14 protein-coding genes are annotated in these 15,081 nt (G+C 41.4%); 1 reads left to right on the top strand and 13 read right to left on the bottom strand.

What is annotated here, in order from left to right; genetic code table 11:
• Positions 1–95: 95 nt before the first annotated feature.
• The 6 genes from ABXS78_RS03845 to ABXS78_RS03820 form a co-directional block, all read right to left on the bottom strand.
• A complete protein-coding gene (locus tag ABXS78_RS03845; protein WP_366249002.1) occupies positions 96–446 on the bottom strand; it encodes a hypothetical protein in 351 nt (116 codons plus the stop codon).
• Positions 447–2,288, bottom strand: coding sequence for a DUF6792 domain-containing protein (locus tag ABXS78_RS03840; protein ID WP_366249001.1), 1,842 nt, complete (start codon positions 2,286–2,288; stop codon positions 447–449).
• A gap of 6 nt (positions 2,289–2,294) precedes the next feature.
• The gene (locus ABXS78_RS03835) at positions 2,295–2,912 is read right to left on the bottom strand and encodes a hypothetical protein (RefSeq protein WP_366249000.1); all 618 of its coding nucleotides are present in this window, start codon (positions 2,910–2,912) and stop codon (positions 2,295–2,297) included.
• A gap of 476 nt (positions 2,913–3,388) precedes the next feature.
• Positions 3,389–3,985 carry a hypothetical protein gene (locus tag ABXS78_RS03830; protein ID WP_366248999.1) on the bottom strand — a complete coding sequence of 199 codons (597 nt, stop codon included), beginning with the start codon at positions 3,983–3,985 and terminating at the stop codon, positions 3,389–3,391.
• Between the two features lie 402 nt (positions 3,986–4,387).
• Positions 4,388–5,773, bottom strand: coding sequence for a 23S rRNA (uracil(1939)-C(5))-methyltransferase RlmD (gene rlmD / locus ABXS78_RS03825; protein WP_366248998.1), 1,386 nt, complete (start codon positions 5,771–5,773; stop codon positions 4,388–4,390).
• Between the two features lie 108 nt (positions 5,774–5,881).
• On the bottom strand, positions 5,882–6,799 hold the full coding sequence (locus ABXS78_RS03820; RefSeq protein ID WP_366248997.1) for a diacylglycerol kinase: 918 nt from the start codon (positions 6,797–6,799) through the stop codon (positions 5,882–5,884).
• A 358-nt stretch (positions 6,800–7,157) separates the two neighbouring features.
• Here ABXS78_RS03820 and ABXS78_RS03815 point away from each other — a divergent pair, with 358 nt between their 5' ends.
• Positions 7,158–7,829 carry an O-methyltransferase gene (locus ABXS78_RS03815; RefSeq protein WP_366248995.1) on the top strand — a complete coding sequence of 224 codons (672 nt, stop codon included), beginning with the start codon at positions 7,158–7,160 and terminating at the stop codon, positions 7,827–7,829.
• A 45-nt stretch (positions 7,830–7,874) separates the two neighbouring features.
• Here ABXS78_RS03815 and ABXS78_RS03810 read toward each other — a convergent pair whose 3' ends face one another.
• From ABXS78_RS03810 to ABXS78_RS03780, 7 genes are all read right to left on the bottom strand, one after another.
• Positions 7,875–8,591, bottom strand: coding sequence for an alpha/beta fold hydrolase (locus ABXS78_RS03810; RefSeq protein WP_366248994.1), 717 nt, complete (start codon positions 8,589–8,591; stop codon positions 7,875–7,877).
• A 106-nt stretch (positions 8,592–8,697) separates the two neighbouring features.
• Positions 8,698–10,128, bottom strand: a complete 1,431-nt coding sequence (gatB, locus tag ABXS78_RS03805; RefSeq protein ID WP_366248993.1) for an Asp-tRNA(Asn)/Glu-tRNA(Gln) amidotransferase subunit GatB — start codon at positions 10,126–10,128, stop codon at positions 8,698–8,700.
• Positions 10,125–11,591 carry an Asp-tRNA(Asn)/Glu-tRNA(Gln) amidotransferase subunit GatA gene (gene gatA, locus ABXS78_RS03800; RefSeq protein WP_366248992.1) on the bottom strand — a complete coding sequence of 489 codons (1,467 nt, stop codon included), beginning with the start codon at positions 11,589–11,591 and terminating at the stop codon, positions 10,125–10,127. Before gatA ends, gatB begins: the two co-directional genes overlap by 4 nt.
• Positions 11,592–11,602: 11 nt before the next feature.
• Entirely contained in the window at positions 11,603–11,893 is a 291-nt protein-coding gene (gatC, locus tag ABXS78_RS03795) for an Asp-tRNA(Asn)/Glu-tRNA(Gln) amidotransferase subunit GatC (RefSeq protein ID WP_093727350.1), read from the bottom strand.
• A 275-nt stretch (positions 11,894–12,168) separates the two neighbouring features.
• On the bottom strand, positions 12,169–12,372 hold the full coding sequence (locus ABXS78_RS03790) for a hypothetical protein (RefSeq protein WP_366248991.1): 204 nt from the start codon (positions 12,370–12,372) through the stop codon (positions 12,169–12,171).
• Positions 12,373–12,383: 11 nt separating this feature from the next.
• Positions 12,384–13,646 (bottom strand): helix-turn-helix domain-containing protein, encoded by a 1,263-nt coding sequence (locus ABXS78_RS03785; RefSeq protein ID WP_366248990.1) that lies wholly within the window; start codon positions 13,644–13,646, stop codon positions 12,384–12,386.
• A gap of 218 nt (positions 13,647–13,864) precedes the next feature.
• Positions 13,865–15,079, bottom strand: coding sequence for a CamS family sex pheromone protein (locus ABXS78_RS03780; protein WP_366248989.1), 1,215 nt, complete (start codon positions 15,077–15,079; stop codon positions 13,865–13,867).
• Positions 15,080–15,081: the final 2 nt, after the last annotated feature.

Here is a 15,081-nt window from a genome sequence, read left to right as displayed (position 1 = left end):
AGAATGGATTCGATAATGTGATGACAGAAGAAGAGACAAAACCAGCGGAAAAACGACAACAAATATTTTCCACACAAAAAAGACTTTGCCTCTTTTTAGAACGCAAAGCCTTTTTCTCCTGTGTGATCCTCATAGGTTACCGATAGACGCTGTACCTTCATTTCTTCCACTTGCTCGTTAAAGGAGTTTACAGCTTTATTTATTTTTTCGAACACATCTTTAAAAAGTTCCTCGCTGTGATCCTTGCGCTGATTTGTCTCTTTTTTCATTGCTTCGATTATTTTCCCTTTTTGATCTTCTCCTACGATGATATTGTTGACTAATGTATAAAACTCATCATCGTTACCTTGGATGTCTTCCACAAGTTTTCGCAAGGTCTGCTTTTTATACGTATAATCTTCATTCGGAATCAACTGCTCTGTGACAGTGAATGTGAACTGCGGCATCTATATCCTCCTCGATAAATCGAATAACTGTGACAGTTGTTCTTCTTCTTCAAACAAGTCCTCGATGGATTTACGGTAATTCTCGATATAAATATATCCCGTTTCTACCGTTTTAGTAAGCTCTGCCAGCTGTTCTTCAAAATCATTATTCTCTAGCGGCGGGAAGATCTCATGTACAGATATTTTCTTCATCTCTTTCATAAACGTTGGATAATAGCCGTGCTTACTCAGCAGAAATTTGTAAGTACCCGGACTGCCTTCCATTTGATCAATTTCGTCCCGTACTTTTCGTTCTTCATCTTTGTAAGACGTATCCAATTCATCATGAATGGCCTGTTCCAGTTCACTGATCTTTGCTGCTTTTGCCTCTAAGATGGGGATAGATTGCTGATACATGCGGAGTGCCGCGGAGATATTAACTTTAATAGGCTCGCCTTCGCCTTTTGTTGCAGTGTACACCATATCGGTGCCTAAGTAGCCTTTCTTGCCGTCTGACATGACAGAAAGCAATTCAGAGATGCTGTGACTGTCTGTAATGGCACTCAGATTGTCCAGAATACCACTTTCTTTTATTCGATCAACACTCTCCATAATAACTTTTACATGATCAAAATAAATTTTTAATCCCGCCCCTATGTCTCCGCCGAATACAGCGTTGGGGTTTCCTGAATCACGGATATTTACATTTCTCCCGATAGTCTCGTTTATTTCTTGCAGTTCTTGTTCGATTATGGCTATCTCCTCAATCATGACATCTTTCTGTTCTTTCGTTATATATTCTGCTTCATATAAGCTACCGAATATTTCCTCCGAATTTTCTGTTATTGGCGTTAACTTATCCAAAAGGGTAGGGACCTTTTCTTCTAAGGATCTAATCATGGTATCTATTTCTGATGAATGAGTGAAATAAAAGCCTGCCCCGCTCCAGAAACCGTCGATACCCTCGAATTCCTTTAAATCCACTCCTAATAATGCTTCAACCCCACCGTTTGTACCACCCTTCTCAGACCCTACAGCAAAATCAATTGCCAGATCCTGAAAATTCTTTACTACATCATCGGGGATTTCTTCCATCAATTCACGTAGACCTGGTGTATCAGGATTAGTATCTACCATCGTCACATTGCCTAAGGTAAAGAAGCCGCGAACCGCGCTTGCTGCGTAGAGCGGATCGTCTTTTGAGATGATTTGGTGGATGTTATCGGATTTATCTTCGTAGTACCCCATAGCAAAGTCATGGAGCTTATCAGGAGAAAGCTCATAAATTTGTTCGTCAAATACTATATTAAATTCTTTTTTTACGGCTCTGTTAAAGTCAGGACTAGCTTCATATAACTCATAATAATTAGGCTGAGCTCCATTTATACTAAAAACTTCATCAAAAGTATCATATGTTAGATGAGCAACAGCATTGTTATTATGTCCCAAAGAATGTGATAAACCAAATATTTCTGCACTCTCTTCAGTGCCAAAGTGCAGTTTTGCATCATCAACAAAGTTATCCGTGGCTGTGGCTTGATCAGCCGTTTTACCTGCAAGCATTGATTTTAAATTATAAAGCCAATCTTCAAATCCTGTAGTTCCTTGCGATATAACATAGACTTCTGTTTGGTCTTCAGTTTGAATTTGTATTGCAGTTCCATCATAACCGGAATCTTTTATTGATTTACTGTTAGATTCGGAAGAATGATATACATCAATGTCTCCTTCAAGCAATTCTCCAGTTTCTTCAAGATAAATCCGTTGAACCTCTTGCTTAAATTCCTCTGGTTTTAAATTTTTATATTCGATGTTGATTAGTCGTGCTTGTAGTGTGGGAGACTCAAGAAAATCTTTTGACACTACTATTCACTCACTTTCATCCGTGATAAAATGCATTGATTTAAGCATCTCCAATGCCTTTTCCTTTTGCTCTTTTATCGATTCTGAACATTTATTTTCTGGGACGTTTTCTTTACAATTTATTGTTGTGTTAATTTGCATTACTTGACCATCATCTGACCAGATTATTGGAGCTAATACTAAAATTGAATCATCCACATATTCAGCAACTTCCAACTTCTGTTGATCAAAATTTGATTCTATCTTTTTAAACTCTAGTTCTCTATTCGAACTGGTTGCCATTTGTTCTTTACTTTTCTCTACACTCAACTGGGTACTAAAATAATTAACTCTCATGTTAATAAAGGCATTTTGATCATTAATCGAATCAGTTGGATATTGAATTACAATTGTTTCACTTCTGTTTTCAGGGCCAATATTATAACTTTTTTCTCCAATAATCATGTCACCTGGAAATTCCATCCTGTAAGCCCCTGTACCAGATACAAATGGAAAGTAACCTTCGTGTGTTTGCTCGGTAGATTCTATGAAATCCCTCGTAAACTCATCTTGAAAAACTGGTAAATCTGGAAGTTCACTTACATCCATCTCTGATGGATCTACCGATTTGTTTTCTTTACTCATACCGCACCCTCCTACAATCAATGTCATTAAGATTAGTACGATGACCGCTTTCAACCTCATCCAACCTTACCTCCATTAATGGATTGTTGCTACAATTCATAAAAAGTATACAAAACAGATTGACCAATCCCACCTATTTAGTTTTATTTTCCAAAAACGCTTCTTTAGACACGTGGATAAAATACCCAGATGGTAAACCTTAAATTATTCATCACAGCAACTTTTATTCCACTTCAGTACATTATTAACATTATCAATGTATAAAGGTAATAGTAAGAAGCTATCACTCTCTTCTAGTTTATTTTAACTGAATTGATTTGAACATCTCCATAGCCTTGTCCTTTTGTTCTTCTTCAGATGCTTGACATACATCCCTCTTCTAAACCTTCCATACAATTAACTAGCAAGGTTGCAATATGTATATTAAGACTAAATTTGCTAGGCAGTAAGAATATAATTTGTTTAATGTTTCACTCTTAATTTACCTTTATGGATTTAAGCATACTCATAGCCTTTTCCCTTTGTTCCTCTTTGGAATTTGCACATTTATCTTCTTCAACGTCTTCTTTACAATTTAATTTTGTGTGAACTTGTATTACTTTATCGTCGTCATTAGACCAAATTATTGCATATATAACTGAAAGTGAACCGTTCTCATACTCTGCAGCCTCTAAAGTTTGATTATTATAATCTGTTGCTATCTGTTTAAAATCTAATTCTCTTTCTGAACTGCTTTCCATTTGATCTTTACTATTTTCCACACTGAAACGTGAACTGTAATAGTTAATTCTCATATTTATAAATGCATTTCTATCATAGTTTGGATATGATAGAACCATTGTCTCGCTCCAATTATTTTCTGCTAAATCATAACTTCTTTCTCCAATAGTCATATCCTCAGGAAAGTCCATATTAAAACCCTTAGAACCGGATTCTAATGAATAATAGCCTTCTTTTGTTTGTTCCGTGGAGCTTAAGAAATCACGTGTAAATTCATCTTGAAATGCCGGCACATCTGGCAGTTCATTCGCATTCATCTCAGATGGAGACACCGAATTATTTTCATTACTCATACCGCATCCTCCTACAATTAATGTTATTAAGATTAGTACGATGAACGTTTTTAGTCTCATCTAGCCTTACCTCCAATAATGGAGAGCTATAGTCCCTAAAAGTATACAAAAATGAGTTATTAAATCCCAGTTGTTTAGATTAATTTACCAAAAACACTTCTTTAGGCGTAGGTATAAAATTCCAGTCATTCTTTTACAAGTAATACAGACCACCCGCTTTTCCTCTCTTTTTTTCACCTTTTTTCTCAGTTAAAATAAAGTTCTCCGATAAAAGAAAGAAGAGAATATCGAGAAAATCCAGTAAGGACAGCGCATGAAAAAGACCCGGAAATCGGAAATGTTTATTCTACCGAAATCCAGGTCTTATTATGAAAAGTTTATTTTTACTGGGAAATGTTTATTTTAGTTAGACACCTTCAACTCAATCTCCGCCACACACTCAATGTGACTAGTCTGAGGGAACATGTCTACAGGCTGTACTTGCTTCGTCTCAAATCCGCCGTCTTCCAAGAAGCGTAGATCACGAGCTAGCGTGCTTGGGTTACAGCTGACGTACACGATGCGTTTTGGCTTCATGTCGATCATAGCTTGAAGCAAATCTTCTTCACAGCCTTTACGTGGCGGGTCGACGACGATAACGTCAGGGTTTAAGCCTTGTGATTTCCACCATGGCATTACTTCTTCAGCTTTGCCGACGTAGAATTCAGCGTTGTCCATGTGATTTAGTTTGGCGTTCATTTTAGCATCGGAAACTGCTTGCGGCACGATTTCAACACCGTAAACTTTCTTCGCTTTTTGAGCTAGGAATAACGAGATTGTACCAATTCCGGAATAAGCATCAATAACAGTTTCATTGCCGCTCAGGTTCGCATATTTCAATGCTTGGTCATACAATACCTTCGTTTGTGCCGGATTAACTTGATAGAACGATTGCGCTGAAATGGCGAATTTGATATCCCCGATTGTATCGTAGATATATTCTTCACCCCATAGCAGCTTCGTCTTGCGGCCAAGGATGACATTCGTACGTTCCTTGTTGATATTCTGTACAATCGATTTGATTTGCGGATACGTTTCATGCAGCTCCGCAACAAGCTCTTTTGCATATGGCAGTTCATTCACACGCGTAACGAGTACAATCATCGTCTCATTCGTCTGCTGGCCTGTGCGGACCATGATATGGCGCAGCACACCGCGATGTGTTTCTTCATTATAAGCAGGAATGCCAAGACGGCTGGCGATGCGGCGGACAGCTTCTACCATCCGGTCATTGACTTCTTCTTGGATAACACATGTTTCCATGTTCTCAATGATGTCATGACTGCGTTTGCGGTAAAAACCAGTAATCATTTCACCGTTTCGTTCTGCTGTCGGAATCTGAATCTTATTACGGTAGCGCCATGGATCGTCCATACCAAGCGTTGGGTGCACAGGTACATGCTCCAGATGGCCGATTTTCTTCATCGCATTTTGCACTTGTTTTTGCTTCATGTCCAGCTGCATTGTATAGCTCATATGCTGCAGCTGACAGCCGCCGCATTGGATGTACACATCACATGGCGGTTCAACTCGATGTTCACTTGGCTTTGTTACTTCAAGAAGTTTACCAAAGCCGAAGTTTTTCTTCGTTTTAATCACTTTCACTTGCGCTGTCTCACCTGGAAGCGCATATGGTACAAACAATGGATAGCCGTCTATTTTACCGACTCCGTCTCCGTCATGTGTCAGGTCTTCGAAGGTCAGTTCGATTGTTTGGTTCTTTTCAACTGGTGGCGCTAATTTTGCCATTTTCATCGTCCTTTTTGATTTGCTTTCAAGATTGTATCACATTGTGGCTGAAATCAGAAATCCAGGTCAATTGCCCGGGAAATATGTCGAAAAAAGAAACAAGACAGCTTAGTCAACTAAGCTATCTTGTTTCTGAATGAATTCCTCTGTCACGAAGTATTCAATGTGCTGATGCAAATTGACGAATTCACCTGGCAATAAACCACCGTATTCGCCATCGATGTTCAACTGCATTTTATCAGCAGGTTTTACCTTGATTCTGTTCGCTCTTGTATAGAAGATAAGATCATGATCCAAATGCGCTCCTCGGATTGCCAAGGAAGCGATACGGATGAATTCAGCTATGTTCGTTTTGCGTAAAATCACCAAATCGAATAACCCATCATCCAACAGCGCATCCGGTGCGAGCTTCTCGAAGCCGCCAACTGAGTTTGTGTTAGACACAAGAAAGAGCATAATCTCGTCCTCGAACCACTTCCCATCATACTCAATCTCTACCTTGATTGGACGAAGCGATGGCAGCATTTCGATGCCTTTCAAATAATAGGCCATCTGGCCAAGCATTGTCTTTGTCTTACTTGGAACATCATAGGTAAGCTCAGTCAGCTTCCCGCCGCCAGCAATATTCATGAAGTAATGATCATTGACCTTACCGATATCAAGCCTGCGAGTCTTGCCTTCTACAATAATCTCAGCTGCCCGCTTGATGTTGCGCGGAATATATAGTGCCCGAGCTAAATCATTCGTCGTACCGACCGGAATGATACCGAGCTTCGGCCGGTTTGGCTGTTCAGCTAAGCCAGATACGACCTCGTTGACAGTACCGTCCCCGCCGCATGCAACGACAAGATCATAGCCGCGCTCTACTGCCAAACGCGCTGCCGCCGTTGCATCTCCTTCACATGTGGTTGCATGCGCCGAAGTCTCATAGCCTGCCTTTTCAAAAATTTCTAATACATCCGGGAGTTCCCGTCTGAACGCTTCTTTACCTGAAGTTGGATTGTAAATGATCCGAGCGCGTTTCATTGTATTGCCTCCTACCAAACCTTACGTTCACATTGTCCAAGTCTTATCATAGCTTTTTTTTCCTATTTTGAAAAGGTCTTTGCCCGTTTCTGGAAGCCTATCTCCTGTCAGTATAGGAATAATATGACCTTTTTAACCGGGTATCCGGAAATTCCCTGTCCTTTTGCCAAGTACGTTAACAGGCCTGCCATTCCCAGATTTCTCATGAAAAATTCCATCTTACTAGCTTGTAAACTGGCATATTACTGACTCTTTTCGTATATGTATTGATGTTCTGCTTTATTTTGTAACGTTAATATAACGAAGTAATATAGTTTTTTCTATTCATCCAATAAACTAAAAGAAAGATGAGGAGGAGATGAAACGCATGGAGAAGAAATGGACCGACGTTGATAATGTGTTTTTGAAAAACTTGCTGCCTGCTGAAGAGGATCATGAATATGTACTGGAAGCAAATCGGGAAGCAGAACTGCCTCAGATCGATGTATCCCCCTTGCAAGGAAAGCTGCTGCATTTGATGGCCAAAATCAGAGGAGCTAAGCGAATCCTTGAAATCGGTACTCTTGGCGGCTACAGCACGATTTGGCTTGCCAAAGCGCTTCCCGCTGCCGGAAAACTGTACACCCTGGAATACCACCCCTATTATGCCGAAGTAGCGAGAAGCAATATTGAAACAGCTGGACTGGAGGATAAAGCTGAAGTAGTCGTCGGTAATGCAATAGACACACTGCCAACACTTTATAACGAGCAAAAAAACGTTTTTGATTTCATCTTCCTCGACGCCGATAAACAAAGCTATCCAGAATACCTGAAATGGGCTATCAAGCTAGCAGCACCAGGAGCCGTCATTATCGCCGATAATGTAGTCCGCAGAGGCGAAGTAGCGAACGAGCAGAGCACAGACGAACGCGTGCAAGGCGTACAGCAGTTTTTGAAATTGCTTTCCGAAGAACCTCGTATTGAAGCTACAGCTGTGCAGACTGTCGGAAGCAAGGGTTATGATGGTTTTGTTCTCGGCTATGTAAAATAAGATAAGATGGGCGCTTTCTTTCTGTTTAAGCACAAGCGTCCATCCTTAATCGAAATTCTCGTTCAGCCAATACTTCATCCCATCCACCATATCCTCTGTAAATTGATGATTGACTTCATTGTAGATATCGAAAGTGACATCTGGACTGCTGCAGTGCGTGTAATAAGCATACTGTCCAGAGCAATCGAGAGTCTGATCGCTATCTCCATGCATTAGCAATGCAGGCTTGCCGCTATATGTATAATTTATTGGGTCATACGTATCAAGCACTTTTCTTTCCTTGCCTGACAGCTTGACTCTTTCGTCAACTCTCCTGAAAAAATCATCTGCCACTACAAAAGCGCCAGATCCATTCACATTGACCAAGCCTTGTATGTCAGGATTCTTTGCAAAAATACTATTAGCTATAAAACCGCCCATGGAACTGCCAATGACCAGTATATTTTTCTTATCTATTTTCAAGTCAGCTACCAATAAATCGAATTCATCGATTGTCTGAAATACTGTACCCCAGAACATTTGCTGACGAGTATGTACGTTAAAGTAATTATCTACAGTTCCTCTGCTGTCATGATGGGCTATGTCAGGTAAAACGACCGTATATCCTTCATTCTGAAGCTCTTCCGCCAAGTCATAATATCCAGCCGTACTGCCTGCCCATCCATGATAAATGATCAGTATAGGAGCTTTTACGCTTGTACCTTGAAAAGAGCGATAAGACAGTTTCTGATTACTGTTAGCATCAATTGAGTGGTTTTTCACCTTGCAGCCTCCCCTTTCTAATATTCTACCAAAACTAGCAGTGAACAGGAGACCACCTTAAAAATTTTAACACAAAAAAAACCCGCCAAAAGGCGGGATTTTCTGATTAGCGTTTATTCATTTCCGCAATCAGGATTTTGTTTACCATCGGCGGGTTGGCTTGGCCTTTTGTCTGTTTCATGACTTGGCCGACTAGGAAGCCGAGTGCACGGTCTTTCCCGTTTTTGAAGTCAACAACAGACTGTTCGTTTTGATCAAGGATCGCTGAAATGATTTCAGTCAGCTGGCCTTCATCAGAGATTTGAACAAGTCCTTTGTCTTTTACGATCTGTTCTGGATCGCCACCGTTCTCAACAAGCTCAGCGAATACTTTCTTCGCCATTTTAGAAGAGATAGTGCCATCTTCGATCAGCGTGATCATTTTCGCTAGTCCTTCTGGAGTAAGAGCGATATCAGCAAGGTCTTTCTGCTGTTTGTTCAAATACGCAGAAACCTCACCCATCAGCCAGTTGGAAGCAGCTTTAGGATCAGCATCGGCTTTCAATGTCGCCTCGAAGAAGTCGGACATTTCCACGCTTAGCGTCAATACCATGGCATCATATGCAGGCAAGCCAAGCTCATTTACATAGCGGGCTTTACGAGCATCTGGAAGCTCAGGGATGGATGCACGAATGCGTTCCTTCCAAGCGTCGTCGATGTACAATGGTACAAGATCCGGTTCTGGGAAGTAACGGTAATCGTCAGAACCCTCTTTAACACGCATCAGAATCGTCTCTTTTGTAGACTCATCATAACGGCGTGTTTCCTGCAGGATTTCTCCTCCAGCAAGCAATACCTTCTGCTGGCGTTTTTCTTCAAACTCCAGACCTTTTTGAACGAAAGCGAAGCTGTTCAAGTTCTTCAGCTCTGCTTTTGTACCGAATTTCTCTTGTCCGATTGGACGAAGGGAAATGTTGGCGTCACAGCGCAGGGAACCTTCTTCCATCTTCACATCAGATACGCCAGTGTACTGGATGATGTTGCGAAGCTTCTCAAGGTAAGCATACGCTTCAGCTGGTGTACGAAGATCCGGCTCAGACACGATTTCAATCAATGGTGTTCCTTGACGGTTGTAATCGACAAGGGAGTAGCCGTCGCCTGTGTGAGACAGTTTTCCAGCGTCCTCTTCCATATGGATACGAGTGATACCGATTTTCTTTGTATAACCGTCCACTTCGATTTCAATCCAGCCATTCTCTCCGATTGGCTGATCGAATTGAGAGATCTGGTAAGCTTTCGGGTTATCCGGATAGAAGTAGTTCTTCCGGTCGAATTTTGTATGTGTCGCGATTTCACAGTTCAGTGCCATCGCTGCTTTCATAGCAAAGTTCACTGCTTCTTTATTCAAGACTGGAAGCACACCTGGGTACCCAAGGTCAATTGGGTTGGTGTTTTCATTTGGTGCGGCACCGAATGCATTTGGGCTCGGGCTGAAGATTTTAGATTTCGTTTTCAGCTCCACGTGTACTTCGAGTCCGATGATAGTTTCGAAATTCATCCTTTTACGCCTCCCAATGCCGGTTTCTGTTTGTGATGATCTGTCGCTTGCTCAAATGCATAAGCAGCGCGGTAGATCGTCGCCTCATCAAAGTGCTTCCCGATGATCTGCAAGCCAATCGGCAGCCCTTCACTGGAGAATCCGCAAGGCAGGGAGATTCCTGGTACGCCTGCAAGGTTTACAGGGATTGTCAGGATATCCGTTGCGTACATAGTCAATGGATCTTCTACTTTTTCGCCAACTTTAAAAGCTGGAGTCGGAGTTGTTGGTCCAACGATGACATCATAGTCCTCGAACACTTTGTCAAAATCGTTTTTGATCAATGTACGTGCTTTTTGTGCTTTTTTGTAGTACGCATCATAATAGCCGGAGCTAAGAGCGAACGTACCAAGCATGATACGGCGTTTTACTTCCTCACCGAAACCATCGCGGCGGGAATATTTGAATACATCGATCATGTTTTCCGCTTGTGTAGAGCGAACACCATAACGGACACCGTCAAAACGCGCCAAGTTAGCGGATGCTTCAGAAGAAGATAGCAAGTAGTATGCTGCTACTGCATAACGGGAGTGTGGCAGGGAAACTTCTTCCCAAGTTGCGCCAAGATCTTCATAAACTTTCAAGGCAGCCTTGATGGATTCACGTACTTCGTCAGAAACACCTTCGCCAAGATACTCGGAAGGTACGGCAATGCGCAAACCTTTTACATCTTGTTTCAAAGCTTCTGTATAGTTCGGGATTTCCACGTCTGCACTTGTAGAATCCATTTCATCATGACCTACGATTGCTTGCAGCAAGTGTGCGTTATCTTCAACCGTACGAGTCATCGGACCGATTTGGTCAAGAGATGATGCGAATGCAACAAGACCGAAACGGGATACAAGACCGTATGTAGGCTTTAGGCCAACTACACCGCAGAATGCTGCTGGTTCACGGATGGAACCACCTGTATCAGAACCTAGGGAGAAGAACACCTCTCCTGCAGCTACAGCAGCTGCGGACGCACCGCTGGAACCGCCAGGAACATAATCTGTGTTCCAAGGGTTGCGTGTTGTGAAGTAAGCGGAGTTCTCATTGGAAGAACCCATCGCAAATTCATCCATGTTCAATTTACCGATTGTAACAGTTTTCTTTTCCTTTAGCTTAGAAACAACTGTCGCATCGTAAAGCGGGTCTGTGAAGTTATCTAGGAACTTACTCGCACATGTTGTACGAAGACCTTTAGTTACGATATTATCCTTGATACCGATAGGAATACCGAATAGCGGGTTGTCGCCGCCCTGCTCGTCCAATTCCTTTGCAGCTGCACGTGCATTTTCTTCATCAAGCGTCAAGAAAGCTTTCACTTCATCGTCTACTTCCTTAATACGCGCGTAGGAAGCATCCACAAGATCCGTTACTGTGATCTCTTTGTTATGTAGCTTTTCCTGCAATTCTTTCAATGTATAATCAAACAAAGACATAATCTTCCTCCTCAGTCCAAAATCGACGGCACACGGAACTGGCCATTTTTCTGATCCGGTGCATTTTTCAATGCATCCTCCCGGTCGATCCACTTGCGCGGTTCATCCTCACGCATAACGTTCTTCAAATCAAGCACGTGCGTCGTAGGCTCCACGTTATCTGTATCAAGCTCATTCAAAAGCTCGGCATACCCGATAATCGCATCAAGTTCCTTCGTCATTTTTTCTGCTTCTTCATCAGTAATTGCAAGACGCGCCAAATGCGCTACATGCAACACCTGTTCTTTCGTAATCTCTGACATACTGTCACCTCCGGAATTCACCTTACATGTATATAAAAATGATCATAGCAAAAGGAGCTGCCGTAAAGCAACCAGACTATAACATATAACTATTTTAGCACGTTTTGACCGCCAAACGAAGTCAAGCACAAGAAAAAGAAAAAGCCCGCCTTATCCGAAAATAAAGCGGGCGATTGAGGGTCTTACTTAAGGGAAATAGTACATGATGTACTTATTCGGCGAAGGATTGGAAACTCCTTCTTACAAAAAGAAAAAAATAGAGATTGACTCTATTTTTAAAATGCTCCTGGTTGTAAATCATTTGCAGCTATTAATTTACTGTGAGAGAAAGCACCTGGCTGTAAATCTAAAGCAGTTTGGTTTTTAATTGAAAATGCACCTGGCTGCAAGTCCAACGCTTCGGGTTTACTTCCACTGTTAAATGTTAGGCTGATACTTAAAACAACCGCTGTAATCGCAATTCCAACAACTTTTTTCATCAGTGTTCCCCCTACAGATTTAATAAATCTTGGTAATACTTATTTGCCATCTTATAAAACAGAGAAGCATTCTTATATTTTTTAATTTCCTCATACTTTTCAGCAATCATGTTAGAGTAGATAATTACGTTAATATTATCTTCCTGTTCTACTAGATGTGGTAACAATTGATTAGTGATGGTATTCTCAAGATGCTCAAAGTTATTATCAAGAGCTGCTTGGAAAATTTCTATTTCCCATCTTATAACTTTGCTTCCCAAGTTTTGCTTTTCCATTATTTCTTTAGCTTGGTTAATTAAGCATTGAGCTTCCTTAAGTTTACCAGTTATATAATACTCTCTAATCAGAGAAGTAACCGTAGTCAAATTAAAGCTCATTTGCATATTATCCATATCAAATGCTGCTTTATAATATTTGATTGCTTCTTCCGACTGACCTGCACGTGAATGTAAATAACCTAAGTTATGGTTTGTAAGCTGAATAATATCATTTTCATCAGTTATTTCACCAAGGTGCTTTGCTAAATTATATTGCTTAATTGCCATATCATGCATGTGTAATCTTCTATACGCAATTCCTAGAACTATATGACATTGTGCACAACGCACGAAATTATAATTTTCTCGAAATACTGAAAGAGCTTTTTGGCCATACTCTAGTGCATTTAGATCGTTTACCAGTTTACTATGAAGTACCGCTAATAGATAATGAATATCTGCAACTTCTTTGTCTTGAAGTTCAATAGATTCCATTATCGATTCAGCATATTCGTAGTATTTGATTGCCTTGGAGTATTCCTCTGTCACAGTATGATTATAATTCCCTAAGAACTTATTCCAATAAAATAAATGAATTGGCTCAAAAGTATTCTCTAAAGTTTCTAATCGATCAATTTGTTCTTTAGCTTCCTGTACTCTGCCTTCCACCAAAAAAAACCTGATCTTCTGTATTTCGAACAACATCTCATGGTCGGAATTATTCGCTTTGAACAGTGTTTCAAGTTCCTCGAACCGCTGTCTTCGTTCGTCGGCATTGTGCACTTCGTACAGCATGCCGTACCATTCCTCAGCCTTTTCCTTGATCATATCCTCGTTCTCTGCATTAAGCTGGATTCCAAGTCTTTCGCATAACAACGTAATGACTTCTGGACTGGCGTCAGTTTTCTGGTTTTCGATTTTGGACAGGTAGGATTCCGAAACAATGCCCGCTGCTAGGTCTTCTTGCGTCATGTTTTGCTTGATTCTATGTAGTTTAATTAAAGGGCCTATTTCCATGTGGGCTACACCTCGAAACATGTTTATTTCTTTCCGCGTAAGAGCTTGTGCCCAAGACCATTGCTGGGATGTTTTCCTGTTTTCATTCTAACACATCCCAGCTTTAAGTATATTGGGAAAGTAGGGATTGAAGCATGTGCTTCTATACCTATTTCCTGGTGATACTTTCCTAGTCTTGTCTAAAAATGTATTTTTTTGTCTCTTTTTGTATGGCTGCTTTAATTAAGGATGTAAACTTCAGGTTCTTTCGTATCGTGTTCCCTCGTAATGATTGCTTCCGTTTGATCATTCGAGGTGATGTTGATTTCCAGGTCATAATAGTTCGGGAAGATATCCATGATCTGGCTGTACGCATACTGCGTGAATGCAACGACTTCAGCGTTCCCTTCGAATTGAATCGGAATATCGATCGTCAGCTTCTTAAGCTCGTCATTTTGGTAGAATCCTCTGCCAACCATTCCTGTGTAGTTCGGGAAGAAGCTTGCCACCTTCGTAGTGAAAGCGGAAATATATTGACTTTCATCAGGGTAATTCTCCTGTGCATCATCAGAAGGGAATAAGACGTTCTTTTCGTCGATTTTATCCCAATCTCCGACCGAGCTGCTGCCTTTATCTACAGTCGTTTCAGCAACGAAGTTACCTGGCACGACAGATTCCTTCTTGGCTTCCCGATAAACCGCGATATGAATTGGAACTTCGCTTAAGCCGTCGATTCCGCGCATTCTTTCGACAATCTTCTTGGCCATTTCATTCGCTTGCGCAAGCATTTCATCCTGCGGGATATCCTCCCGGTAAGGACCTTTGCCACCAGTAGTAAACTGGTATTCCGACTTCATCGCAAGTGCGATGGAGACTCCGCCCAGCTTGATATCACCGTTATCATCCTCGACCATATAATCCTGCTCCAGGATGTGCGATAGATACTTCGGATTATCACGGAAATCCTTTTCCGATGCTTTATCTTCGTTCAATTTCGGATTAAGGCCAAGCTCCTTAGCTTTTTCATCATCGGTAATTTCGCCCTTATCGTTCTCCTGTGCTTTGGCATAACGGCCGATCCAGCTGTAAAGTGTATCACTATCGAGCATTTGACCTTCCCGGAAATAGTAATCTTCCGGACTGAATACATCCTTCGAATGGTTGCGAAGCCCCTCTTCGACTTCATCGATATCCAAGCGGTTGGCGATTTGGTTGATGATTACTCCACGTGCTGCACTAGTCTCATAGTTGACGACGCCCTTAGATTTACCGCTCTCATAAGGGAGCAGCACCTTGTATTCTTCGTCAGAGAAATTGTAGCTGGAAACGACGGACGTTTTTTCCCCGCCATCTGCCGTTTCCTGCTTCACTTCTTCTTCCCCGCCGCCGGACGGGCCGCAGCTTGCCAGCAATATGAGTGCTCCTATAGACAGAACACCTGCTAATCTCTTCATGT

The organism is Terribacillus aidingensis (genome assembly GCF_040703035.1).
Taxonomy (GTDB): Bacteria; Bacillota; Bacilli; order Bacillales; family Amphibacillaceae; genus Terribacillus.
Note: the sequence above shows the minus strand (reverse complement) of the source record. Positions and strands in the feature narration are given on the sequence as shown.